Annotated in this window: 22 protein-coding genes and 1 tRNA gene; 15 read left to right on the forward strand and 8 right to left on the reverse strand. The window is 74.8% G+C overall.

Features of this window, described 5'->3' with window-relative positions; genetic code table 11:
- Nucleotides 1-1,122, reverse strand: a complete 1,122-nt coding sequence (locus tag QWY28_RS16010; RefSeq protein WP_300953566.1) for a glycosyltransferase family 4 protein — start codon at nucleotides 1,120-1,122, stop codon at nucleotides 1-3.
- 91 nt (nucleotides 1,123-1,213) lie between these two features.
- On the opposite strand from QWY28_RS16010, the gene QWY28_RS16015 reads away from it, so the two are divergent.
- The 6 genes from QWY28_RS16015 (at nucleotide 1,214) to QWY28_RS16040 (ending at nucleotide 6,467) form a co-directional block, all read left to right on the forward strand.
- Nucleotides 1,214-1,423, forward strand: a complete 210-nt coding sequence (locus QWY28_RS16015; protein WP_300953567.1) for a hypothetical protein — start codon at nucleotides 1,214-1,216, stop codon at nucleotides 1,421-1,423.
- A gap of 280 nt (nucleotides 1,424-1,703) precedes the next feature.
- Complete coding sequence (locus tag QWY28_RS16020) at nucleotides 1,704-3,521, forward strand: thiamine pyrophosphate-requiring protein (RefSeq protein ID WP_300953568.1); 1,818 nt, start codon at nucleotides 1,704-1,706, stop codon at nucleotides 3,519-3,521.
- A 73-nt stretch (nucleotides 3,522-3,594) separates the two neighbouring features.
- Nucleotides 3,595-3,870: a hypothetical protein gene (locus QWY28_RS16025; RefSeq protein ID WP_300953569.1), complete on the forward strand. Its 276-nt coding sequence runs from the start codon at nucleotides 3,595-3,597 to the stop codon at nucleotides 3,868-3,870.
- A complete protein-coding gene (locus QWY28_RS16030; RefSeq protein ID WP_300953570.1) occupies nucleotides 3,867-4,286 on the forward strand; it encodes a helix-turn-helix domain-containing protein in 420 nt (139 codons plus the stop codon). Before QWY28_RS16025 ends, QWY28_RS16030 begins: the two co-directional genes overlap by 4 nt.
- Before the next feature lie 137 nt (nucleotides 4,287-4,423).
- Entirely contained in the window at nucleotides 4,424-5,935 is a 1,512-nt protein-coding gene (locus QWY28_RS16035; protein WP_300953571.1) for a sensor histidine kinase, read from the forward strand.
- A 4-nt stretch (nucleotides 5,936-5,939) separates the two neighbouring features.
- The gene (locus QWY28_RS16040) at nucleotides 5,940-6,467 is read left to right on the forward strand and encodes a hypothetical protein (protein WP_300953572.1); all 528 of its coding nucleotides are present in this window, start codon (nucleotides 5,940-5,942) and stop codon (nucleotides 6,465-6,467) included.
- Nucleotides 6,468-6,488: 21 nt separating this feature from the next.
- Here the strand turns inward: QWY28_RS16040 and QWY28_RS16045 are convergent.
- Nucleotides 6,489-6,561 (reverse strand) — tRNA-Lys (locus tag QWY28_RS16045).
- A gap of 328 nt (nucleotides 6,562-6,889) precedes the next feature.
- Here QWY28_RS16045 and QWY28_RS16050 point away from each other — a divergent pair.
- From QWY28_RS16050 to QWY28_RS16075, 6 genes are all read left to right on the forward strand, one after another.
- On the forward strand, nucleotides 6,890-7,093 hold the full coding sequence (locus QWY28_RS16050) for a cold-shock protein (protein ID WP_056863399.1): 204 nt from the start codon (nucleotides 6,890-6,892) through the stop codon (nucleotides 7,091-7,093).
- 208 nt (nucleotides 7,094-7,301) lie between these two features.
- Nucleotides 7,302-7,511 carry a hypothetical protein gene (locus tag QWY28_RS16055; RefSeq protein ID WP_300953573.1) on the forward strand — a complete coding sequence of 70 codons (210 nt, stop codon included), beginning with the start codon at nucleotides 7,302-7,304 and terminating at the stop codon, nucleotides 7,509-7,511.
- Between the two features lie 147 nt (nucleotides 7,512-7,658).
- A complete protein-coding gene (locus tag QWY28_RS16060) occupies nucleotides 7,659-7,976 on the forward strand; it encodes a metal-sensitive transcriptional regulator (protein ID WP_300953574.1) in 318 nt (105 codons plus the stop codon).
- Between the two features lie 46 nt (nucleotides 7,977-8,022).
- Nucleotides 8,023-8,229, forward strand: coding sequence for a heavy-metal-associated domain-containing protein (locus tag QWY28_RS16065; protein ID WP_300953575.1), 207 nt, complete (start codon nucleotides 8,023-8,025; stop codon nucleotides 8,227-8,229).
- On the forward strand, nucleotides 8,229-9,182 hold the full coding sequence (locus QWY28_RS16070; RefSeq protein ID WP_300953576.1) for a DUF8832 domain-containing protein: 954 nt from the start codon (nucleotides 8,229-8,231) through the stop codon (nucleotides 9,180-9,182). Before QWY28_RS16065 ends, QWY28_RS16070 begins: the two co-directional genes overlap by 1 nt.
- A complete protein-coding gene (locus tag QWY28_RS16075; protein ID WP_300953577.1) occupies nucleotides 9,172-11,394 on the forward strand; it encodes a heavy metal translocating P-type ATPase in 2,223 nt (740 codons plus the stop codon). The genes QWY28_RS16070 and QWY28_RS16075 overlap by 11 nt, the downstream gene beginning before the upstream one ends.
- Here QWY28_RS16075 and QWY28_RS16080 read toward each other — a convergent pair.
- Complete coding sequence (locus QWY28_RS16080) at nucleotides 11,391-12,452, reverse strand: hypothetical protein (protein WP_300953578.1); 1,062 nt, start codon at nucleotides 12,450-12,452, stop codon at nucleotides 11,391-11,393. The two genes, QWY28_RS16075 and QWY28_RS16080, sit on opposite strands and share 4 nt — an antisense overlap.
- 18 nt (nucleotides 12,453-12,470) lie before the next feature.
- Here QWY28_RS16080 and QWY28_RS16085 point away from each other — a divergent pair, with 18 nt between their 5' ends.
- Both QWY28_RS16085 and QWY28_RS16090 read left to right on the forward strand, forming a co-directional pair.
- A complete protein-coding gene (locus tag QWY28_RS16085; protein WP_300953579.1) occupies nucleotides 12,471-13,337 on the forward strand; it encodes an NUDIX hydrolase in 867 nt (288 codons plus the stop codon).
- 184 nt (nucleotides 13,338-13,521) lie between these two features.
- Nucleotides 13,522-14,574 carry a hypothetical protein gene (locus QWY28_RS16090; protein WP_300953580.1) on the forward strand — a complete coding sequence of 351 codons (1,053 nt, stop codon included), beginning with the start codon at nucleotides 13,522-13,524 and terminating at the stop codon, nucleotides 14,572-14,574.
- A 162-nt stretch (nucleotides 14,575-14,736) separates the two neighbouring features.
- Here the strand turns inward: QWY28_RS16090 and QWY28_RS16095 are convergent, their stop codons facing one another.
- From QWY28_RS16095 to QWY28_RS16105, 3 genes are all read right to left on the reverse strand, one after another.
- Complete coding sequence (locus QWY28_RS16095) at nucleotides 14,737-15,756, reverse strand: inorganic phosphate transporter (RefSeq protein WP_300953581.1); 1,020 nt, start codon at nucleotides 15,754-15,756, stop codon at nucleotides 14,737-14,739.
- Nucleotides 15,757-15,759: 3 nt separating this feature from the next.
- The gene (locus QWY28_RS16100; protein WP_300953582.1) at nucleotides 15,760-16,377 is read right to left on the reverse strand and encodes a DUF47 domain-containing protein; all 618 of its coding nucleotides are present in this window, start codon (nucleotides 16,375-16,377) and stop codon (nucleotides 15,760-15,762) included.
- Between the two features lie 134 nt (nucleotides 16,378-16,511).
- Nucleotides 16,512-18,611 (reverse strand): RNA degradosome polyphosphate kinase, encoded by a 2,100-nt coding sequence (locus QWY28_RS16105; protein ID WP_300953743.1) that lies wholly within the window; start codon nucleotides 18,609-18,611, stop codon nucleotides 16,512-16,514.
- Nucleotides 18,612-18,793: 182 nt separating this feature from the next.
- Between QWY28_RS16105 and QWY28_RS16110 the strand changes: the two genes are divergently transcribed.
- Nucleotides 18,794-19,828, forward strand: a complete 1,035-nt coding sequence (locus QWY28_RS16110) for an alpha/beta hydrolase (protein ID WP_300953583.1) — start codon at nucleotides 18,794-18,796, stop codon at nucleotides 19,826-19,828.
- Nucleotides 19,829-19,834: 6 nt separating this feature from the next.
- On the opposite strand, the gene QWY28_RS16115 is transcribed toward QWY28_RS16110, so the two are convergent.
- Nucleotides 19,835-22,336: a hypothetical protein gene (locus QWY28_RS16115; RefSeq protein ID WP_300953584.1), complete on the reverse strand. Its 2,502-nt coding sequence runs from the start codon at nucleotides 22,334-22,336 to the stop codon at nucleotides 19,835-19,837.
- A 183-nt stretch (nucleotides 22,337-22,519) separates the two neighbouring features.
- Nucleotides 22,520-22,882: a DsrE family protein gene (locus tag QWY28_RS16120; protein WP_300953585.1), complete on the reverse strand. Its 363-nt coding sequence runs from the start codon at nucleotides 22,880-22,882 to the stop codon at nucleotides 22,520-22,522.
- Nucleotides 22,883-22,998: the final 116 nt, after the last annotated feature.

Below are 22,998 nucleotides of genomic sequence, written 5' to 3' on the forward strand. Positions count from 1 at the left end.
TCAGGCCGCGAGCCGGCCGGGCACGGGCGCGACGACGGCCGCGTAGTGGTCGACCAGCTCGTCGACCACCCGGGCCCAGCTGCGCCCCGCCACGGCCTGCCGGCCACCGCGCGCGAGGCGGGCCCGGGTGTCGGGGTCGGCCACCAGCGCGCCAACCGCCCGCCGCAGCGCGCCGGGGTCGGTGACGTCGTAGAGGCTGCCGGTCCGGCCGGGCGCCACCAGGTCGAGCGGCCCGCCGGCGGCCGGGGCGACCACGGCCACGCCGCTGGCCTGCGCCTCCTGCACGGTCTGGCAGAACGTCTCGGCCTCGCCGGTGTGCACGAAGACGTCGAGCGAGGCGAAGGCGCGGGCCAGCTCCGGCCCGCGCAGCATGCCGGTGAAGGTCGCGGCCGGCAGGCGCTCGGCCAGCCAGCCGCGCTCGGGGCCGTCGCCGACCACGACGAGGTGGACGCCGGGGAGGTCGGCGAGCTCGGCCAGGCGGCGCACCCGCTTCTCCTGCGCCAGCCGCCCGACGTACCCCACCACGGTCCGGCCGGGCTCCCCGCCGGTCCACGCCGCGCGCAGCGCCTCGTCGCGGTGGCCGGGGTCGAAGAGGTCGAGCGCGACGCCGCGCCGCCACAGGTGCAGGTCGGGGACGCCGAGCGCGGCGAGCTGGTCCCACGAGGCGGTCGACGGCACCAGCGTGCGGTCCGCGCGCCGGTGCAGGTGGCCCACCCACCGGTCGATGAGGTGCTCGGCGCGCACGCCGTACTGCCGGGCGAAGCCGGCGACGTCGGTCTGGAAGACCGCGACCGTCGGCACGCCCAGCCGCCGCGCCGCCCGCAGGCCCACCGCGCCGAGCGCGATCGGCGAGGCCAGGTGGACGACGTCGGGCCGGAACCGTGCGAGCGCGTGCTGGACCGCCGGGTCGGGCAGGCCGAGCGGGAAGGAGCGGTAGCCCGGCAGCGCGAGCGAGCGGACCCGCACCACCTCCGCGCCGGAGTACGCCGCCGGGCCGGCGCCCGGCGCGACGACGAGCACCTGGTGGCCGGTCGTCGTGAGCCGGTCGACCGCGTGCCGGACCGTGCCGGCCACGCCGTTGACCTGCGGGAGGAAGGACTCGGTCACGATCGCGACGCGCATGCCTCGACGGTGGTGGCGCCCGGTGAACCCCGCGTGTCCCTGGCGTGAGCGGCTGCTGCGTGGCCGGCGAACCGTCGGGTACCGGGCCGCCATGACCGAGCAGCCCGACCAGTCCCAGAAGCAGACCGGCCACCTCGACGACGCCGCCGAGGAGGCTCAGGAGTCCTCGACCACCGACGGCGCTGCGGCGGCCGGCGACTACGACCCGGCCCAGGGCTCGCCCGGCGGCGGGCACCCCGTGGGCGAGTCGTTCCCGGAGGAGTCGGCGAAGAGCGGCGAGGAGGGGCACCCCCGCTCCTGACCGCTCCATCCGGGTCCGGGCGGCCGTGGCGCACGCCACGCCGACGGCCCGGAATGACCGGCCGCGCCGGCCCGTTGACCACCTCAGCCGGCCCGGTCCATGCCCCCGGGCTCACCCCTTGCCGCTACGAGCGGCCTCCCGCCGAGAGGCGGCTGTCGGGCCGGCGAGCCACAGCACGCAGCCACCCGTCGGGTAAGCCCCGGTCCGGGTGGCTGTCGTGTTTCCGGGTACCGAACCGGCTCCCGCCCGCGATCCACCGGGCGTACCCGAGGAGGGCCCCGTGGGGGAGCAGAGACTGGTCGCGGACCTCGTCGTCGAGCGGTTGCGCGCGTGGGGCGTGGACCGCGTCTTCGGCTACTCCGGCGACGGCATCAACGGGCTCATGGGCGCGCTGCGCCGGGCCGGCGGCGTACCCGCGTTCGTCCAGGCCCGCCACGAGGAGAACGCCGCGCTCATGGCGGTCGGCCACGCGAAGTACACCGGTGGCGTCGGTGTCGTCACCAGCACGCAGGGCCCGGGCGCGGTCCACGTCCTCAACGGCCTCTACGACGCCAAGCTGGACCACCAGCCGGTGGTCGCCATCGTCGGCCAGCAGCAGACGACGGCGCTCGGCTCGGAGTACCAGCAGGAGATCGACCTGACCTCGCTGTTCAAGGACGTCGCCGCGCAGTACGTCGGCACCGTGCTCGACCCCGAGCAGGCCGCCATGGTGCTCGACCGCGCGTTCCGGACCGCGCTGGCGACCCGCTCCCCCTGCGTGGTGGTGCTGCCGCACGACGTCCAGGTCGAGCCGGCCCCCGACGAGCCGTCCCACGAGCACGGCGTCGTGCCGACCGTGCCCCAGTGGCGACCGCCGCGGGTGCTGCCCGCCGACGCCGACCTGGCCGAGGCCGCGGCCGTCCTCAACGCCGGCCGCCGGGTCGCCCTCCTCGTCGGCCAGGGCGCCCGCGACGCCGGCGACCAGGTGCGGGCGGTCGCCGAGCGGCTCGGCGCCGGGGTGACCACCAGCCTGCTCGGCAAGCCGTGGTGGGACGAGACGCTGCCGACCAGCTGCGGGGTGATGGGCCACCTCGGCACGACCGCCTCGGCCTGGCTGATGGACCGGTGCGACACGCTGCTGATGGTCGGCACCAACGACCCGTGGACGGAGTTCTACCCCGCGCCCGGCCAGGCCCGCGGCGTGCAGGTCGACCTCGACGGGCGCCACGTCGGCAACCGCTACCCGGTGGAGGTCGGCCTCGTCGGCGACGCCGCGGAGACGCTCGAGGCGCTGCTGCCGCTCCTGGACGAGCGCAGCGACACCTCCTGGCGCGAGGAGGTCGTCGGCCAGGTCGAGCGGTGGCACCGGATCGCCGAGGAGCGAGCCACGGGCGGCACGGGGGAGGCCGACCCCCTCAGCCCCGAGCGCGTCGTGCGCGCCCTCACCCCGCGGCTGCCGCACGACGCGCAGGTCAGCGTCGACGTCGGCTCGGTCGTCTACTGGTACGCCCGGCACCTCACGCTCCCGCCCGGCGTCCCGGCCCACCTCTCCTCGACGCTCGCGTCGATGGGCTCCGGCCTGCCCTACGGCCTGGCCGCGAAGCTGGCGGCGCCGGACCGGCCGGTCGTCGCCCTCGTCGGCGACGGGGCCATGCAGATGAACGGCCTCGCCGAGCTCGTCACGGTCGCCTCGCGCTGGCGCGACTGGGCCGACCCGCGCTTCGTCGTGCTGGTGCTCGCCAACGGCGACCTGGCCGAGGTGACCTGGGAGCAGCGGGAGACCGAGGGGGACCCGCGGTACGCGGTCAGCCAGTCGCTCCCGGACGTCCCCTACTCGGCGTACGCCGAGCTCCTCGGCCTCACCGGCATCCGCGTCGAGCGCCCCGAGGAGGTCGACGACGCGTGGGACCGCGCGCTCGCCGCCGACCGGCCGGTCGTGCTCGAGGCGGTCGTCGACCCCGACGTGCCCCTGCTTCCTCCGTTCCCGGCCGGCGAGCAGAAGCTCGACAGCTTCCACCGCGCGCTGGCGCAGGAGGAGGGCGGCGCGCACGCCCGGCGCCTGCTCGACCGGCAGGCGGCGCAGGAGTCGGGTCCGGACGGGACGCGGTCGGCCCCGTAGTGGTCTAGACTGGCGGGCGGCTGAGCAGAGGCCGTGGACGACGCGTCCCCCGCGTCCGCAGACAGGACCTCCGATGACCGCCCTCCGGCCCGTCTCCTCGCTCGACGTCGCCGTGCTCAGCCCGCACGCCGTGGTCGTCCACGGCGTGGCGGCCGTGCTCGCCTCCTACGACCGTGACGTCGCCGTCCACGACCTCGGCACCGGCCGGTCCGGCGTCCGGCCCGCGTGGGCCGACGTCGTCGTGGTCGACTCCGCCCTGCTCGTCTCGGGTGGGCCCTCGGCCCGGGCCTCCGTCGACGACGGCGGGGCCACCGTGCTGCTCGTGCGGCCGGAGCACGTCGGTCCGTGACGGCGGCCATCGGCGACTCCGGGGTCGCCCTGCTGCCGATCAGCGCCGACGGACCCACGCTGGTCAACGCCGTGCGGCGGGCGGCCCGGGCGCGCGTGGGTGTGCGGGCCGGCGTGGGGGCCGCCCCCCGCGCGAAGGAGCTGCCGGCCGAGCTGAGCGACCGGGAGGTCGAGGTCCTCCGGGGGATCGCCGCCGGGTGCTCCAACGAGGAGATCGCGGCGGTGCTGTTCGTCAGCATCAACACCGTGAAGACCTACATCCGCACGGCCTACCGCAAGCTGCACGTCGCCCGGAGGGCGGAGGCGGTCGCCTGGGTGATGTCCCACGAACCGCTGCTGCGGGGCCGGGCGGGCGGCGACCCGTTCCGCTGCCGGGCGCGCACGGCGGCGACCGCTGGTCCGCCCACACGGGCATAACGTCCGCCGCCGCGCCCCGTTGGTCGTCCACGGGCCGACGCGGCGAGGCGGGCGGCCGTGGTACAGAGGGACGGATGATGGCCCACCGCGGTGACGCAGCCGAGCCGGGACGCCCGGACGCGGCGGAGCTGTGGCGCATGACCGTCGAGCACTCACCCGTCGGCATGGCGCTCGTCGACGCCGAGGGCCGCATGGTCACGGTGAACCAGGCCCTCGGCGACATGCTCGGCTACACCCGCGAGGAGCTGCTCACCGTCCCCTTCGCGAAGGTCACCGCCGACCTCGACCTCGAGTCGAACCTCCGTCTCTTCCAGGAGGCGCTGACCGGCCAGCGGGACGGCTACCGGGTCACGAAGCGCTACGTGCGCAGCGACGGCGAGCACGTGTGGGGCGACCTGTCGGTCGCGGTGGTCAAGGACGCCGAAGGACGGCCGGCGTACTTCATGTCCCAGGTCGTCGACGTCACCGAGCGCATGCGCGACCAGGAGCGTCTGCGGGCGGCCGCCCAGCTGCTGGAGAACCAGCGACGCTTCGCCGACGCCATCGTGCAGACCGTCGACGTCGGGCTCGTCCTCCTCGACGCCGACGGGCGGTACGCCGCCATGAACCGCCGCCACCGCGACTTCATCGCCCTCGCCTTCCCCGACGGCCACCTCGGCACGGCCGGCCAGGAGGGCGCGGTGTTCGGCCTCGACGGGGTGCCGTGGACGCGCGAGCAGATGCCGTCGTGGCGGGCGGCGCACGGCGAGGAGTTCGACGACGTCCACATGTGGGTCGGCCGCGACCCCCTGCTGCGGCGGGCGCTGTCGGTCTCGGCGCGGTCGGTGCGCGACCCCGACGGCACCTTCGCCGGCGCCGGCCTCGCCTACACCGACATCACCGACGTGCTGCAGGCGCTGCAGGTCAAGGACGACTTCATCGCCGCCGTCTCCCACGAGCTGCGGACGCCGTTGGCGGCGGTGCGCGGCCGGACCGAGCTGCTGGCGTCGTACCCGGACCAGCCGCCGGAGGTCCGTGCCGACGTGGCCGCCCTGCAGCGCAACACCGCGCGCCTGGAGCGCCTCGTCTCGGACCTCATCCAGGCCGGCCAGCTGCAGAGCGGGGCCCTCCACCTGCGCTGCGCGGCGTACGACGTCGTCGCGGTCGCCGCTGAGGCCGTCGCGGCCGCGGAGCCGGGCGCGGCCGCCGCCGGGGTCGCCCTGTCCGCCGCGCTGGACGACGGCAGCGGCACGCCCCGGCGGATCCCGGCCTTCGGCGACGCCGGGCGGGTCCGCCAGGTCCTCGACAACCTGTTGTCGAACGCGGTGAAGTACACCGCCGACGGCGGCTCGGTCACCCTCGAGGTCTACTGGGACGACGAGGTCGACGAGGTCGAGCTGGTCCTCGCCGACACGGGCCTCGGCATCCCGCCCGCTGACCTCGACCGGGTCTTCGAGCGCTTCTACCGCTGCGCCTCCGCCCGTCAGCGCGGCATCGAGGGCCTCGGCCTCGGGCTCTCCATCACCCGCGCGCTCGTCGAGGCCCACGGCGGCCACGTGCTGGTCGAGTCGGAGGTCGGCGTCGGCACCACCTTCACCGTCCGGCTGCCCCGCCTCGCGGCGTCGGGTGGGCACGCCTCGCTCGTCGGGCGCGCCGGGGCGGTGGGCTGAGCCCGTGGCAGCGCGATCGACAGCGCGCTCGGCGGCCGAGCGACCCACCTGGCTCGGCCTGTCCCGCGGGGACGTCGTCTTCGGACTGGTGCTCGGCCTGCTCATGGTGGCCGCGTTGCTGGTCGCCCTCCCCGACCTGCGCCACCACGCCCTCGGCGGCACGGAGCGGCGCGAGACCACCGTCGTCTCGGTCCTGCCCGGCACGCGGTCCGGCAGCAGCGACCGGCCCGTCACGACCTACGAGCTGGCGTGGCGGGACGAGGACGGCGCCGCGCACACCTCGACCTTCAAGCGCAGCGGCACGGCCCGCCGCGCGGCCGGGGAGACCTGGGACCTCTGGGTGAGCCCCGAGCGTCCGTCGGCCACCTACGACGAGGGGCCGGTCGCCTCGTGGCTGTGGCTCGGTCTCGGGATCCCGCTGGGCAGCCTGCTGATCGGCTGGGCGAACGCCTGGCGGCACCGGGTCACGGTACGGGCGGCGGAGCGGGGCGCGGCTCGTCGAGCGGCCCGCAGAGCCCGGGCCGAGGGGTGACCCGCCCGGCGGCGTACGAGGTGGGCCCCGTGGGACTCGAACCCACAACCAAGAGATTAAAAGTCTCCTGCTCTGCCCATTGAGCTAGAGGCCCCGACGGGGCCCATCATGCCGGTCCCCGAGGGCCGCCGCGCGGCCGGGACGGGGGTCGGCGCGACCGGCCTGTCACCCGTGCGTCGCAGAACCTTCATGCTCCGGTTTCACAGAACATGGTCCGAAAGGTTTGCAAGCGGCCAGGGGTTGGTACTGTCGTGCCTGCAACAGGTGCAAGTTCCAGCTGGTCTGACGCCCGCGGAGTTTGTGATCCAACGGCGTTTCTGTTCTGTGGTGCAACCAATCACGGGTCGGAGCGACGTGTCACCGCATCTGGTGCGGGCCGCCGAGGTGGCGGCTCTCGCCCCGACGAAAGAGGAATGAGCACAATGGCTCAGGGCACCGTGAAGTGGTTCAACGCTGAGAAGGGCTTCGGCTTCATCGCGCAGGAGGACGGCGGCGACGACGTCTTCGTGCACTACTCGGCGATCCAGACCCAGGGCTACAAGTCCCTGGACGAGAACCAGAAGGTCGAGTTCGACGTGACCCAGGGCCCCAAGGGTCCCCAGGCCGAGAACGTCCGCCCCGTCTGATCCTCCGAGCTCCGGCTCGTAGGACCGCGGAGCGCCGGGCAGCACCTGCCCAGGTCTCTTGACGCGAGGCCCCACCCGTCACGGGTGGGGCCTCGTGTGCGTCCGGGCACCTGCCGGCACAGGCCCCGGCCACCCGCGCGAACCACCCGTCCGGGCCACGGCCGGGAACCAGGTTTGACCGTAGAGTGGGCGGGGAAGGTTGGAGCGGATGAACGAGGAACGTCAGGCCGCCGACGCGCAGAGGGAGGTCCGGGTGCACGACCAGTTCGACGTGACGCTCGAGGACGCCGACCTGCTCGGCGAGGTCGAGCTCACCACCAACCTGATCATCGCCGCGAGCGAGTCCGACGAGCACCTCAGCGACGAGGAGATCGACCGCATCCTCGGCGTCGCCCCGCAGCACCGCGCCGAGGACTGACGCCGCCGCACGACCCCGCGCTCTTCGAGCGCCGCACGCTCCCCGAGCCCGCCCGACGAACTGTCGGGCGGGCTCGCTGCACGTCCGGGGTTCGGTCCGTCCGGGACTGACGTGGTGCCCCTACCCCCTAGGGGTATAGTCGGCGGCATGGACGACCAGACCGCGGCTCCGGAGCACGAGCACCAGCACGGCTACCTCTCGCACAAGGACGACTACCTCAAGCGGCTGCGCCGCATCGAGGGTCAGGCGCGCGGCCTCCAGCGGATGGTGGAGGAGGAGCAGTACTGCATCGACATCCTCACCCAGGTCGCCGCGATGACGAAGGCCCTCCAGGCCGTCTCGCTCGGCCTGCTCGAGGAGCACATGAACCACTGCGTCGTCGACGCCGCGCGCGCCGGCGAGGAGCAGGGCAAGGACAAGGTCGACGAGGCCATGGCCGCGATCGCGCGGCTGGTCCGGTCCTAGGGCCGACCCCGACGACCCACGAACACCCCGAGGAAGGAACCCCGAGATGAGCACCAGCAGCACCTGGACCGTGACCGGCATGACGTGCGCGCACTGCGAGGCGTCGGTCCGCGAGGAGATCGGCGAGCTGCCGGGCGTGGAGTCGGTGACCGCCGACCACGCCAGCGGCGCGGTCGTCGTGACCAGCGCCGAGCCGCTCGACCGGTCCGCGGTGGAGGCCGCCGTGGCCGAGGCCGGCTACGAGCTCGCCTGATGCGTACGTCGACCCGGGTCCTGGGCTTCCTCGCCGTGCTCGTCCTCGTGCTGGGCCTCGGCTGGGCCGGCGGGCGCTGGCTCGGACCCGACGAGGAGACCGTGGCCGCGGACGAGGGCGGCCACGGGTCGCACGGTTCCTCGCAGACCGCGGAGGAGGCGTCCGACGCGCACGGCTCGCACGGTTCGGGTGCCGAGGCGGCCGCCGCCGGGCTGCAGGTCAGCGAGCACGGCCACACGCTGACGCTCGCCGAGGCCACGCTGCCGGCGGGGCGCCAGGAGCTGGCGTTCACGGTCGAGGGCGAGGACGGGCCGGTGACGGCGTACGACGTGGCGCACGAGAAGCAGCTGCACCTCATCGTCGTCCGTCGCGACCTCACCGGCTTCCAGCACGTCCACCCGACGATGGACGCCGACGGCACCTGGCGGGTGGACGTCGACCTCGAGCCCGGGCCGTGGCGGGTCTTCGCCGACTTCAAGCCGACCGACGGCGAGGCGCACGTCCTGGGCGCGGACCTGTTCGTGCCCGGTGACTTCCAGCCCGAGCCGCTCGGGGAGCAGGAGCTCTCGGCGAGCGTCGACGGGTACGACGTGAACCTCGGCGGCGGGTTCGTGGCCGGCGAGGAGTCGACCCTGACCGCGACGGTCAGCCGCGACGGCGAGGTGGTCGACCTCGAGCCGTACCTCGGCGCGACCGGCCACCTCGTGGCGCTGCGCGCTGGCGACCTCGGCTACCTGCACGTGCACCCCGAGGAGGACACCGACCGGGCGGAGTTCCACACCTCGTTCCCCTCGGTCGGGACCTACCGGCTGTTCCTGGACTTCCAGCACGACGGCGTCGTGCGGACCGCGGCGTTCACCGTGGAGGTCGAGGGCGCCGGGCACGACCACGCGACCCACAGCCACGGCGAGGCCGAGCACGAGGACGAGCAGGAGGACGACCATGAGCACTGACGTCGAGCTGGCTATCTCCGGGATGACCTGCGCGTCGTGCGCCAACCGGATCGAGCGCAAGCTCAACAAGCTCGACGGCGTCGAGGCGAGCGTGAACTACGCGACCGAGAAGGCCCGGGTGCGGTTCGCGGGGACGGTGACGCCGGAGGACCTGCTGCGCACCGTCGAGTCGGCGGGCTACGCCGCGACGCTGCCCCGGGAGCGGTCCGAGCCGGCCGACGGCGACGGTGCCGATGGTGCCGATGGTGCCGACGGTCGGGACCCCGAGCTCGACGCGCTGCGCGACCGGCTGGTCGTCAGCGCCGCGCTCACCGTCCCGGTCATCGCGATGGCGATGGTGCCCGCGCTGCAGGTCGAGCACTGGCAGTGGCTCTCGCTCACCCTCGCCGCGCCGGTCGCGGTGTGGGGCGCCTGGCCCTTCCACCGCGCCGCGCTCACCAACCTGCGCCACGGCGCGACGACGATGGACACGCTGGTCTCGGTCGGCGTGCTGGCGGCGTTCGGCTGGTCGCTCGTCGCCCTGCTGTGGGGGAGCGCCGGCGACCCGGGGATGACGCACGCGTTCGAGCTGTCGGTGGACCGCACCGACGGGCTGTCGAACATCTACCTCGAGACCGCCGCCGGCGTGACCACCTTCCTGCTCGCCGGGCGCTGGTTCGAGAAGCGGTCGAAGCGCCGGGCCGGGGACGCGCTGCGCGCGCTGCTCGACCTGGGCGCCAAGGACGTCGTGGTGCTGCGCGAGGGCGTGGAGACCCCGATGCCGGCGGACCGGCTCGCCGTGGGCGACGTGTTCGTGGTCCGGCCGGGGGAGAAGGTCGCCACCGACGGTGTCGTGGAGAGCGGTACGTCGGCGGTGGACGCCTCGATGCTCACCGGCGAGCCCGTGCCGGTCGAGGTCGGTCCCGGCGACACGGTCACCGGCGCGACCGTCAACGCCGGCGGCCGGCTCGTCGTCCGGGCCACCCGGGTCGGTGCCGACACGCGGCTGGCGCAGATGGCGCGCCTGGTCGAGGACGCGCAGAGTGGCAAGGCCCGCGCGCAGCGGCTCGCCGACCGCGTCTCCGGCGTGTTCGTGCCGGTCGTCGTCGCGCTCGCCGTCGGCACGCTCGGCTTCTGGCTCGGCACCGGCGTCGCGACCTCGGCCGCGTTCGCCGCGGCCGTCTCGGTGCTGATCATCGCCTGCCCGTGCGCACTCGGCCTGGCGACGCCGACCGCGCTGCTGGTCGGGACCGGCCGCGGGGCCCAGCTGGGGATCCTCGTCCGCGGACCCGAGGCGCTCGAGCAGACCCGCCGCGTCGACACGGTCGTCCTCGACAAGACCGGCACGGTCACCACCGGCCGGATGACGCTCGTCGACGTGGTCGCCGCCGACGGCACCGACGCCGCGGAGGTACGCCGCCTGGCCGGCGTGCTCGAGTCGGCCTCCGAGCACCCGGTCGCCCGCGCGCTCGCCGACGGCCACACCGGCGCGGTCGAGGACTTCGCCAACCTGCCCGGTCGCGGGGTGCGCGGCACCGTCGAGGGGCACGACGTCGTCGTCGGCCGGCCGGCGCTGCTGGCCGACCTCGGCACGCCCCTCGACGACCGGCTGGTCCAGGCGGTCGACCGGGCCGAGGCCGCCGGCCGCACGGCGGTGGCCGTCGCCTGGGGTGGTGCCGCACGCGGCGTACTCGTGGTCGCGGACGGGGTCAAGGACACCTCGGCCGAGGCGGTGCGGCGGTTCCGGGAGCTCGGGCTGGCGCCGGTGCTGCTGACCGGCGACAACGAGCGGGCCGCCCGCGCCGTGGCCCGCGAGGTCGGCATCGACGACGTCGTCGCGGAGGTCCTGCCCGAGGACAAGGTCGCGCACGTCCGGCGGCTGCAGGCTGAGGGCCGTGTCGTGGCGATGGTCGGCGACGGCGTCAACGACGCCGCCGCGCTCGCGCAGGCCGACCTCGGCATCGCCATGGGCGCCGGCACCGACGTCGCGATCGAGGCCAGCGACCTGACGCTCGTGCGGGGGGACCTGCGGGTCGCCGCGGACGCCGTACGCCTCTCCCGGCGCACGCTCGGCACGATCCGTTCGAACCTGGTGTGGGCGTTCGGCTACAACGTCGCCGCTCTGCCGCTCGCCGCCGCCGGCCTGCTCAACCCGATGCTGGCGGGCGCGGCGATGGCGCTGTCGTCGGTGTTCGTGGTGGCCAACAGCCTGCGGCTGCGGACCTTCCGCTAGCAGGTCGCGAAGAGGACCGGGCCGGTCGAGAGGTCGCTCAGCACGTAGCTGCCCGGCGTCGGCTCCAGCTCCATCGTCACCACGGCGCCCTCGGCGGCGACCCGGCCGAGCTCGAACCGGTCCGCGAAGTCGCCGCCCTGGCCCGGCGCCGGCCCGGCGGCGAGCGTGGCGCGGGCGTCGGCGTCCGCGCGGGCGCGGTCCTCGTCCTCCAGCGCCATCGCGACCCGTACGTCGCCGCCCGGCTGGGTCCCCATGACGAACCCGGTCAGCGGGTGCACCCCGCCGGCCTCGTCGACCAGCCGCTCGCCCTCGGCCGCATCGGCGGGGTCGGCCTGCGCCATGGCGAGCGCCCGGCAGACGTGGTCGCCGGTGTAGACCGCGGCCGTGACCGGCTCGCCGGCGGCGTCGACCGCCGCGTCGACACCGTCGTCGTCGAGGCCGCTGAGGCCCGTGTCGTCCTCCTCGACGAGGCCGCGGAGGTAGTCGACGTTGTCGCTCGCCAGGACCAGGCCGCGGTCCTCGTCCAGCGCGACGTGGGCCAGCACCGGGGTGACGCCGCCGATCTGGGCGAGGAGCGTGTCGCCGCCGGTCCACACGCCGGTCTCGTCCGCCGGCTCGTCGTACCCGAGCTCGGTCAGCCGCTCCGCCACGTCCGCCACGCCGCCGTCGGCGACCTCCAGGATCGCGACCGCCCCGGCCTCGCCCTGGCTGAACAGCTCCCACTCCAGGCTGGCGGGGGAGAAGCCGTACCTGCTCTGCAGCGTCTCGGCGCTCTCCACCAGCGCGGAGGTGCTGGCGAGGTCGGCGTCGAAGGCCTCGTCGAGCAGCGCGTTCACCTCGTCGTCGAAGGAGTCCGCGTCGACCTCGCTGCCGAGCTCGGCGCGGACCCCGGCCCAGTCGGTGAACGAGAACCGCTGGCCGTCCGCGGGTGCCAGCGCCATCGCCCGCTGCAGGTCGGTGGTGTCGCGGCCGGACCACCAGCGCCAGCCGACGACCGCGACGGCCGTCACCAGCAGGAGTGCCAGGACGGCACCCAGGACCTTCCTCCGCGCCGGCACGGTGTGAGACTAACCGGCATGGACGTGCAGTCCGCGGGAGCGGTCGTGCTGGGGCGTGGGCCCGACGGGACGCGCTCGGTCCTGCTGGTGCACCGGCCGAAGTACGACGACTGGTCCTTCCCCAAGGGGAAGCTCGACCCGGGCGAGCACCGGGTCACCGCCGCCGTGCGCGAGGTCGCCGAGGAGACCGGGCTCGCGGTCCGGCTCGGCCCGCCGCTGGCGCCGCAGCGCTACCCCGTCGCCGGCGGGCGGATGAAGACCGTGCACTACTGGGTCGGCCGGGCCCTCGACCCGTCCGCCTCGGTCGAGGGCTACACCTACGGCGAGGAGATCGACCAGGTCGCCTGGGTGCCGGTCGACGCCGCGCCCTCGACGCTGTCCTACCCGCACGACCGCGCCACCCTGGCCGAGGCGCTCGCGGTCCCGCGCGGCACGGTGCCGCTGGTGGTGCTCCGCCACGGGCAGGCCCACCCCCGCAAGCAGTGGCGCGAGGACGACCGCCTCCGCCCCCTCGCCCCCGCCGGCCGCGCCGAGGCGCTCGCGCTCGTGCCCCTCCTCGCGGCGTACGGCGCCACCTCCGTCACCACCTCCTCCTCCACCCGCTGCGTGGAGACCGTCCTGCCGTACGCCGGCGCCGCCGGCCTCACCCTCGACGAGGAGCCGCTGCTCAGCGAGGAGGACGCCGATCCGCGCTCGGTCCGCCGGGTCGTCTCGACCCTCCTCGACCGCCGCGAGCCCGTCGTCCTGTGCACCCACCGCCCGGTGCTCCCGCTCGTCCTCGCCGCTCTCGACCTCCCCGACCCCCGCCTCGCCCCCGCCGGCCTCCTCGTCGCCCACCACCGCCGCGGCTCGGTCGTCGCCTCCGAGGTGCACCGGCCGGTCTAGGCGCCGACGCCTCGTTCGGCCGACCTCGGGGGTAGGGGGTAGGGGGGTAGTCACGGACGAATTCGTCCTCCACGGTGGTCACGAGGGACGAAAACGTCCGTGACTATCCCCCCGCGGACTCCCCACCGCCCGAGCCTGTGGATGAGCGCGGGCATGAACCGGACGGCGCAGCCACCATGACGGCATGCCGAGCGCACCCCGACCGCAGCCGTTCCACCCTGCGCGTCCGCACGTCCTGCGGCCGATGCGGACCGACCCGACCGGTCGGCGCGGCCCGACGCCGAACCAGGCTCCGGGGCGTGCATGGCGACAGACGACCCGCGGCCGCTTCCTGCCGGCCGACCTGCCGGTGAGCGTCGAGCAGCGGATCGCGGATGCGTCCATGGCACTGCCGGCGTACGGCGGTGTCACGGGCTGGGCGGCACTGCGCTGGATGGGAGCAGGGCACTTCGACGGTGCCGCCCCGGACGGGTCGGCGCGGCCCGTCGTCCTGGCCGTGCTGCACCGAGCCGTGCGGGAGCAGCGCGGCCTGGAGGTGAGCTCCGAGCGGCTCGCGCCTGAGACGTTGACGGTCGTCGACGGCCTGCGCGTCACCACGGCGGTGCGGTCGGTCTGCTTCGAGATGCGGTACGCCGCCGGCGTGCGCGCCGCGACGATCGCGCTCGACATGGCGGCCGCCGCGGACCTGGTCAGCATCGCGGAGGTCCAGGCCTATGCCGACACCTGCAACGGCTGGACCGGCATCCCGCAGGCGCGGGCCGCGATCGGCCTGGCCTCCGAGAACAGCTGGTCCCCGATGGAGGTCGAGATGCGCCTGGTGTGGGAGCTCGACGCCGGCGTGCCGACGCCGGCGATGAACCAGCCGGTCTTCGACCGGTCCGGCCGGCACCTCGGCACGCCTGACCTGCTCGACGTCGAGGCCGGTGTCGTCGGTGAGTACGACGGCGCGCTCCACCTCGAACGGCGGCGGCGGACCCGGGACATCACGCGCGAGCACGCGTTCCGGGCGGTCGGGCTCGAGTACTTCACGATGACCGCGGCGGACCGGATCGACCCGCTCCGCACGATCGTGCCGCGCATGCTGCACACCCGCGCGCGGGCGACGTTCGAGCGGGCCGAGGAGCGCGCGTGGACCGTCGACCCGCCCCCGTGGTGGACGCCGACGACGACCGTCGAGCGACGGCGCCGGCTCAGCGACGACGACCGTCGCCGCCTGCTCCGTCCGCAGGCCGGCTGACCGGCCGGGGCACGGGACGGTCGCCTGGGTCGTCGGCGGGATAGTCACGGACGAAAATGTCCTTCGAGGGGGTAGTCACGGACGTTTTCGTCCGTGACTACCCCCTCGAAGGGGATCGAGCAGGCGCCGGGGCGGACAGCAGCCCGCCCGGGGTGGAGGGACCTACGGCAGCTGGAAGACGTACCGGCAGACGAGGTAGACGAACGCGGCGACGGCGCCGGCGGCGGGGAAGGTGGAGACCCAGGCGACGACGATCGAGCGGGCGACACCCCAGCGGACGGCGGAGAAGCGCTTGGTGGCGCCGACGCCCATGACCGCGGAGGTGATGGTGTGGGTGGTGGAGATGGGGGCCTCGAAGGCGTACGCCGTGGTGTAGAGCACCGACGCGGCGACCGACTCGGCGGCGAACCCGCGGGCGGGGTCGAGGTGGATGATGCGGCGCCCGAGGGTGCGCATGATCCGCCAGCCACCGGCCCAGGTGCCGGCCGAGATCGCGGCGGCCGCGGCGAAGATGACCCACAGCGGCAGGTCGTCGTCGGCGCCGACGTACCCACCGGCGAGCAGGGCCAGGAAGATGACGCCCATCGTCTTCTGGGCGTCCTGCAGGCCGTGGCCGAGCGCCATCGCGGCGGCCGACGCGGTCTGGGCGAGCTTGAAGTTGCGGTTCGCCTTGTGCGGGTTGACCCGGCGGAAGATCCACATGATCGCGAGCATCACCGCGAAGCCGGCGGCGAACGCGAACACGGGGGAGATGAGCATCGGGATGACGACCTTCTCCATCACCGTGTCCCACGAGACGGTGACGCCGGCCGCGAGCGCGGCGCCGACGAGACCGCCGATGAGGGCGTGGGAGGAGGAGGACGGCAGGCCGTAGTACCAGGTGATCATGTTCCAGGTGATGGCACCGGCCAGGCCGGCCACCACCACGACGAGCGCATGGCTGGCGTCGTTGGCCAGCATGTCCGCCGGGAACGAGATGACCTCGGAGACGGTCTTGGCGACCTTCTGCCCGAGGAACGCCCCGATGAAGTTCATGACCGCCGCGAGACCCAGCGCGACCCGCGGCGTGAGCGCGCGGGTCGAGACCGAGGTCGCGATGGCGTTGGCGGCGTCGTGGAACCCGTTCGTGTAGTCGAACACGAGGGCGACCACGACCACCGCGATGATGATCGCGAGCTCCACCGGTCAGGACTCCTTGACGGCGATCTGCTCCACCGTGTTCGCGACCTTCTCGAACGCGTCGATGGCGTCCTCGAGGGCCTCGACGATGTCCTTGAGCTTCAGGACCTCGATGGTCTTGTAGTCGCCGCTGAAGATGTTGGCGAGGATCCGGCGGTGGTTCTTGTCGCCGGCGTTCTCGAGGCGGTTGATCTCGATCCAGTACTCCTCGAGCGACTGCATCGACCGCAGGTTCGGCATCGCGGCCGCCGTCAGGTCGGCGCAGCGCTGGAGCAGCTCGACCTGGCCCGACACCTCGGCGGGCATGAGCCGCACCTCGTAGAGCAGGATCATGTCGACGACCTCGTCCATCATGTCCATGACGTCGTCGAGGCCGGACGCGAGCGCGTAGATGTCCTCGCGGTCGAACGGCGTGATGAACGTGGAGTTCACCTTCCGGATGATCGCGTGGGTGGTCTCGTCGGCACCGTGCTCGGCGTCGCGCATGCGCTGGGCCACGGCTTCGTGGTCCGCGCCGTCGGCGAGCATCTCGGCGAGGATCCTGGCGCCGGTGACGAGGTGGTTCGCCTGCTCGGTGAACTGGTCGTAGAACGTGGCCTCGACCGGGCGGAAACGCAGTCCCACGGAGTAACTCCTGAACGACGGGTGAACGACGTGAAACAGACTAGGGGCACCGCCGCGAGATCACGCAAGCGAGGCTGGCGTCGGCCCCGTCACCCGGGTAAAGACCCGGGCGGACCAGTACGCCGCCCTGCCGCTCAGCCCGTCGTACGCCGCCGCCGCTGCCGCTCGATGAGGCACTCCTGCAGGTGCACGGAGCCCGGCGAGCGCGTCCACGCCCCGTCCGGCCCGAGCAGCCACGCGTCAGTGTCGGCGTCGAAGGCGAGCGTCAGCAGCTCGTCGACCGCGGTGCGGCTGGACTCGCCAGGAAGCCGCACCAGGACCTCGACCCGACGGTCGAGGTTGCGGTGCATCATGTCGGCCGAGCCGATCCAGGCCTCGGGGTCGCCGCCGTTGTCGAACCAGAAGATCCGGCTGTGCTCGAGGAACCGCCCGAGCACCGACCGCACCTCGATCGTCTCCGAGAGCCCCGGCACCCCGGGCCGCAGCGCGCAGATGCCGCGGACCAGCAGCTGCACCGGCACGCCGGCCTGCGAAGCCAGGTAGAGCGCGTCGACGACGGCCTCGTCGACCACGGAGTTGGCCTTCATCCGGATCCGCGCGGGCCGGCCGGCCCGGTGGTGGGCGATCTCGCGGTGGATCCGCTCGACGAGGCCGGAGCGCACGGAGTCCGGCGCCACGAGCAGCTGCTCGTACGACGCGTTGCGCGACCACCCGGACAGGTTGTTGAACAGGTGGGCGACGTCCTCGCCGATCGTCTCGTCGGTGGTGATCAGCCCGAGGTCCTCGTAGGTGCGCGACGTCTTCGGGTTGTAGTTGCCGGTCCCGATGTGGGTGTAGCGGCGGATCCCGCCGCCCGAGCCGTCCTCCTCGCGCACCACCATCGACAGCTTGCAGTGCGTCTTGAGCCCGACCAGGCCGTAGACGACGTGGCAGCCGGCCTGCTCGAGCTTGCGGGCCCACCGGATGTTGGCCTCCTCGTCGAAGCGGGCCTTGATCTCGACGATCACCAGCACCTGCTTGCCGGCCTCGGCCGCGTCGATGAGCGCGTCGATGATGGGGGAGTCGCCGGAGGTCCGGTAGAGCGTCTGCTTGATCGCCAGCACGTGCGGGTCGGCGGCGGCCTGCTCGAGGAAGCGCTGCACGGAGGTGGCGAAGGAGTCGTAGGGGTGGTGCAGCAGCACGTCGTGGCGTCGCGCCGCCTTGAACACGTCGACCGGTGCTGCGGACTCGACCTCCGCCAGCCGGGCGTGGGTCGTGGGGACGAACGCGGGGTACTTCAGCTCCTCGCGGGAGAGGTCGGCGATGCTGTGCAGGCCGCGGAGGTCGAGCGGGGCGGGCAGCCGGAAGACCTCCTCCTCGGCCACCCCGAGCTCCGAGACCAGCAGCTCGAGCACGGCCGGCGTGATCGACTCCTCGACCTCCAGCCGCACCGGCGGGCCGAACCGGCGCCGCAGCAGCTCCTTCTCCAGCGCCGCGAGCAGGTTCTCCGCGTCGTCCTCCTCGACCTCGAGGTCCTCGTTGCGGGTGACCCGGAAGGTGTGCGCCTCCAGGACCTCCATGCCGGGGAACAGCCGCTTGAGCCGCTCACGCATGACGTCCTCGAGCGGCACGAAGCGCTGGTTCCCCAGCGGCACGAACCGGGCGAAGATCGGCGGCACCTTGACCCGCGCGAAGTGCTCCTTGCCGGTCCCCGGGTCCCGCAGCACGACGGCGAGGTTGAGCGAGAGCCCCGAGATGTAGGGGAACGGGTGCGCCGGGTCGACCGCCAGCGGGGTCAGGACGGGGAAGACCCGCTCCTTGAACAGCTTCTTGCAGTGCTTCTGCTCGGCGTCGTCGAGCTCGTGCCAGCGCACGATCTCGATGCCGTGGTCGCGCAGCGCGGGGTTGATCTCGTCGCGGAACAGGCAGACCTGCCGCTCGCTCAGCTCCCGGCTGGTGCGCCAGATCTGCTCGAGCACCTCGCGCGGCATGAGGCCGGAGGCGGCCCTGACGGCCAGCCCGGCGGCGATCCGGCGCTTGAGGCCGGCCACCCGCACCATGAAGAACTCGTCGAGGTTGCTGGTGAAGATCGCCAGGAACCGCACCCGCTCGAGCAGCGGCAGCTCGGGGTCCTCGGCGAGCTCGAGCACCCGCTGGTTGAACCGCAGCCAGGAGAGCTCGCGGTCGAGGAACCGGTCGTCGTACTTCTCCACCGCGGCGAGCGCGTCGTGGTCGGCGACGTACGGCGGCTCCACGTCGAAGGAGTCGTGCGGGGCCCCGTCACGGGGCAGCAGGTCCTCGGCCGGGCCGGTCTCCAGGGTCACCTCGCCAGTGTGGCACCGGCGGGTGAACGGCAGGTGTCGCTAGGGAGCGGCTGGGGAGCGGCGTGCGCGAGCGGTCGCTGTGGACGGCTCCCGGGCCCGCTACTGTCCCGGCCGTGAGTGCGAAGACGGTCGTCGAGGTCGCTGCCCTGCGGGCACTGCTGGGGCTGCCCGCCCCGGTCCAGAGGGTGCTCGCCGGGCGCCCGTTGCGGCGCGACGGGCAGACGCTGGCCGTCGACCTGCAGCTGATGCTGCGGATCCAGCGGCTGGTGCGCGAGCCCGCGATCGAGACGCTGGAGGTCGAGCTGGGCCGCCAGGCAGCCATCCGGCAGACCGGCCTGACCGCCGGTCGCCAGCCGGTCGGCTCGGTCCGCGACGTCAACGCCGGCGGCCTGCTCGCCCGCCTCTACACGCCCTCGTCCCGGAGCGGCCCGGTCGCGACGCCGGGCCCGCTGCTGCTGTTCTTCCACGGCGGCGGGTTCTTCTTCGGCGACCTCGAGACCCACGACGCGACGTGCCGCGTGCTCTCCGAGCGCGGGGGCGTGCGGGTGCTCGCCGTCGACTACCGGCTCAGCCCCGAGCACCCCTTCCCAGCAGCCCACGACGACGCCCTCGCGGCGTACCGATGGGTCCTCGACCACGCGTCCGAGCTCGGCGCCGACCCCGCCCGCATCGCCGTCGGCGGCGACTCCGCCGGCGGCAACCTCAGCGCGGCGGTCGCGATCGAGGCGGCCCGCGCCGGGCTGCCGTTGAGCTGGCAGCTGCTGGTCTACCCGGTGACCGACGTGACGACGGAGACCGAGAGCAAGCGGATGTTCGGCTCCGGGCTGTTCCTGACCCAGGAGTTCATGGACCTCGCGGTCGACTCCTACACCCCCGACGCCGCCACCCGCACCGACCCCCGCGTCGCCCCGCTTCGCGCCGAGCTCCCGGAGGGGCTCGCGCCGGCGTACGTCGTCACCGCCGGCTTCGACCCGCTGCGCGACGAGGGCGAGGCGTACGCCGCCAAGCTCGCCGCCGCGGGTGTCGAGGTGGAGCTGCGCCGGTTCCCCGACCAGATCCACGGCTTCCTCAACATCGTCGGCGCCGGCCGCACCTCCCGCGCCGCCGTCGCCGCGATCGCCGACCAGGTGCGCGCGCGGCTCACCTGACCCGCGTCAGGCCTCCGGCCGCCAGCGCCGCAGCGCCTCGGTGAAGGCGACGGGGTCGACCATCGAGGCGTCGACCTCGAACGGCGGCAGGCTGCGCCGTAGGAAGAGCACCTTCCAGCCGCGCCGGCCCGGCTCGCCGCGCACCTCGACCTCGGTGTGCGGGTTGGTCAGGTCGAAGGTGTGGTGGCTGCCGGCGACGCGGATGTCGACCACGCCGTCGGCGAGGGTGACCTCGGTCCGCTGCGAGGCGGTCGCGAAGGCGACGAGGAAGGCGACGGTGACCACGGCCCCGACCGCGAGCAGCACCGGGTCGTCGTACCCCTCGAACCACGCGAACGCCGTCAGCGCCGCCGCCACGACCGCCGCGACGAGGTACACCGGTCGCGGCACCCCGCCGCCGCGCGGCTCCAGGGCCGTGGGGGCGGAGGGCGCGACGGGAGCGGCGGGCACGTCGGCGACGGGCTGCGCGACCGGGCGGGGCGCCGGCTCGCCGCCCCGCGCCTCGACCAGCTCCTGGGCGAGCTCGGCGGCCCGGCGCTCGGCGACCAGCCGGTCCTCGAGCGCGGCCTCGACCAGCTCGGCCTGGTGGCGCACGGACGCCTCGACCCCGCTGCGGTCCATGGCCCGCTGCTCCGCCTTCTCCTCGGCGACCAGTCGGAGCGCCGACTGCTCCTCGGCGGCGCGCTCGGCGGCCAGCCGCGCCTCCTGCGCCGCGGCGAGCTCGGTGGCCAGCTCGGTGAGCCGCTGCTCGGCCTCGGCACGAGCGGCGACCGCCTCGGCCGCGAGCCGGGCGTGCTCGGCGGCGTCGCGCTCGGCCGCCTCGCGCGCGTCCACGGCGACCCGGGCGGCCTCCTCGGCGACGATGCGTGCCTCGTGCGCGGCCGCGGCGAGCCGGGCCTGCTCGGCCGCCCGGGTCTCGGCCTCCTCGCGGGCGGCAGCGGCGACCCGCGCGGCCTCGGACTGCTCCTCGGCGGTGACCAGGGCGGCGTGCTCGGCCTGCGCGGCGGCGGCCGCCAGCATCGAGGCGTCGTACGCGGACTCCGACGCGGCCGCCGCCTCGGCGGCCCGTTCGCGAGCGGACTGCTCGGCAGCGGTACGGGCCTCGTGTGCCTCGGCGGCGAGGCGGGCGTGCTCCGCAGCGGCCTCGTCGGCGACCCGGCGGCCCTCCAGCGCCTCGGCGGCAGCGCGGCCCCGTTCGGTCGCGATCTCGTCCGCGGCCGCGCGGAGCTCGTGCGCGGCGGCGGCGATCCCGGCCTGCTCGGTGGCGGACACCAGCGCGGCGTGCTCGGCGGCGGCCGCAGCCGCGGCCAGGGCGGCCTGGTCCCGCGCGTCGGCGGCCGCGGCGGCCGCCTCCTCGGCCCGCTCCCGCGCCGACGCCTCGGCGGCCTCCCGGGCGGCGTGCGCGTCGGCGGCCAGGCGGGCCTGCTCGCCGGCGGCGTCGTCGGCGGCCCGGCGACCCTCGAACGCCTCGGCGGCCTCGCGACCGCGGGCGGTGGCGATCTCGTCCGCCGCCGCGCGGAGCTCGTGCGCGGTCGCTGCGGAGGCGGCCTGCTCCTCGGCGGCCGTGAGCGCTGCGTGCTCGGCGGCGGCCGCCGCGGCGGCGAGCGCGGCCTGGTCCCGGGCGTCGGCGAGCGCCGCCTCCGCCTGCTCGGCCCGCTCCCGCGCCGACGTCTCGGCGGCCTCGCGGGCCGCGTGCGCCTCGGTCGCCAGGCGTGCGTGCTCGGCCGCCACCTCGTCGGCGGCGGCCCGAGCCATGGCGGCCTCCGTCGCCCGCTGCTCGACCGCCTCGAGGGCGATCGCGGCCGCGGCCGCCGCCTCCTCGGCAGCCCGGCGGGCGTCGGTCGCCTCGCGGTTGGCGTCCGCCAGCTCGGCGGCCCGCGCCTCGGCCGCCGCGAGCTCCCGGGCGGCGTCGGCTGCGGACTCCTCGGCCGCGAGCCGCGCCTCGTGCGCCTCCGCCGCGAGCCGGGCCTGATCGGCGGCCGAGGCGTCCGCGGCGGTCCGCCCCTCGAGCGCGTCGGCGGCGAGCGAGGCCTGCTCGGCGGCGTACGTCGCCGCCTGCTCGTGCCTGCGGGCCGCCTCGGCAGCGGCCTCCTCCGCGGCGGCCCGGGCGCTGACCGCCTCGTCGAGCCGGGCCTCGGCGGCCTCGCGGCCCTCGGCGGCGGCGAGCGCGGCAGTGGCCTGCTCCGACAGTGCGGCCGCGGCCTCCTGGGCCTCGGCGGCCGCGGCCGCCAGCTCGGCCGCGCGGCGGTGCGCGGCCTCGGCCTCGGTGGCGGCGGCGCGGGCGGCCTCCTCGGCGACGAGCCGCTCCGCGGCCTGCTCGGAGGCGGCCAGCTCGGCGGCGCGGCGCAGCGACGTCGCGTGGTCGGCGGCCGCGGTCTGCTCGGCGAGCCGGGCGAGCGCCTCCTCGTGGGTCAGCACGGGAGGCGGCGGGGCGGTGGCCGGGCGTTGGCGACGGCGCCAGCCGCGTGCGGTCGTGCCCTCCTCAGGGGGTGGCGCGGCCGGGCTCATGGCGCCGGATCGTATCGCTCCCGGCCGCTCCCCGCGGGTCCTGGCCCGGGTGCGGGCCAGGAGCCGCGAAGCCCCTGCCGAACTACTGGTGGAAGTCCGCTCCTCGAGGCTCCGTCACGCCCGAGCGAGCGGCTCGTGACGGACGTCGACCAGTACTTCGGTGCCGTCCGCCCGCACGCGGCCTCAGTAGACGAGCGCCTGCACCTCGGGCCGGAGGACCTCCTCGGCGAACGACGCCGCGCCGCGGACCTGCACGCCGGGGACCAGCTGGTCGGGCGTGATCTCCCGTCGCGCGGCGCACTGGCTGCACACGGTCACCGTCCCCGCCGCGACGACGGCGGCGAGCAGGTCGGGCAGCGGCGTCGCGAGCGGCAGGGAGAACGCTTCGGCACGGCCGGGCACGCCGAACCACGCCGCCTCGCCGGTCAACCACAGCGAGACCTCGGCCCCGGCGGCGACGGCGGCCGCGGCCACCGTGAACGCCTGGTTGCAGCGCTCGGGGTCCTCCGCGCCGCAGGTCACCTTGACGACGAGGGGGCGCGACATGGGGCCGACTCTAGGGCGCCCCGGCTGCCGACGGCCGCGCGGACTTCTCAGGGAACCCCTGCACATCTCAGGTGAAGTTCCCCCCGATATGTGCAGGAGTCCCCGGTTGACCGGGG

Origin of the sequence: Nocardioides oceani (assembly GCF_030412965.1) — a bacterium.
GTDB lineage: Bacteria > Actinomycetota > Actinomycetes > Propionibacteriales > Nocardioidaceae > Nocardioides > Nocardioides oceani.

What these genes read in the sequence shown, in the direction of transcription:
- QWY28_RS16115 (WP_300953584.1), bottom strand. Translation starts at nt 22,336, where the DNA reads ATGAGCCCGGCCGCGCCACCCCCTGAGGAGGGCACGACCGCACGCGGC.
- QWY28_RS16075 (WP_300953577.1), top strand. Translation starts at nt 9,172, where the DNA reads ATGAGCACTGACGTCGAGCTGGCTATCTCCGGGATGACCTGCGCGTCG.
- QWY28_RS16015 (WP_300953567.1), top strand. Translation starts at nt 1,214, where the DNA reads ATGACCGAGCAGCCCGACCAGTCCCAGAAGCAGACCGGCCACCTCGAC.
- QWY28_RS16060 (WP_300953574.1), top strand. Translation starts at nt 7,659, where the DNA reads ATGGACGACCAGACCGCGGCTCCGGAGCACGAGCACCAGCACGGCTAC.
- QWY28_RS16070 (WP_300953576.1), top strand. Translation starts at nt 8,229, where the DNA reads ATGCGTACGTCGACCCGGGTCCTGGGCTTCCTCGCCGTGCTCGTCCTC.
- QWY28_RS16065 (WP_300953575.1), top strand. Translation starts at nt 8,023, where the DNA reads ATGAGCACCAGCAGCACCTGGACCGTGACCGGCATGACGTGCGCGCAC.
- QWY28_RS16090 (WP_300953580.1), top strand. Translation starts at nt 13,522, where the DNA reads ATGCCGAGCGCACCCCGACCGCAGCCGTTCCACCCTGCGCGTCCGCAC.
- QWY28_RS16035 (WP_300953571.1), top strand. Translation starts at nt 4,424, where the DNA reads ATGACCGTCGAGCACTCACCCGTCGGCATGGCGCTCGTCGACGCCGAG.
- QWY28_RS16010 (WP_300953566.1), bottom strand. Translation starts at nt 1,122, where the DNA reads ATGCGCGTCGCGATCGTGACCGAGTCCTTCCTCCCGCAGGTCAACGGC.
- QWY28_RS16025 (WP_300953569.1), top strand. Translation starts at nt 3,595, where the DNA reads ATGACCGCCCTCCGGCCCGTCTCCTCGCTCGACGTCGCCGTGCTCAGC.
- QWY28_RS16085 (WP_300953579.1), top strand. Translation starts at nt 12,471, where the DNA reads ATGGACGTGCAGTCCGCGGGAGCGGTCGTGCTGGGGCGTGGGCCCGAC.
- QWY28_RS16050 (WP_056863399.1), top strand. Translation starts at nt 6,890, where the DNA reads ATGGCTCAGGGCACCGTGAAGTGGTTCAACGCTGAGAAGGGCTTCGGC.
- QWY28_RS16120 (WP_300953585.1), bottom strand. Translation starts at nt 22,882, where the DNA reads ATGTCGCGCCCCCTCGTCGTCAAGGTGACCTGCGGCGCGGAGGACCCC.
- QWY28_RS16055 (WP_300953573.1), top strand. Translation starts at nt 7,302, where the DNA reads ATGAACGAGGAACGTCAGGCCGCCGACGCGCAGAGGGAGGTCCGGGTG.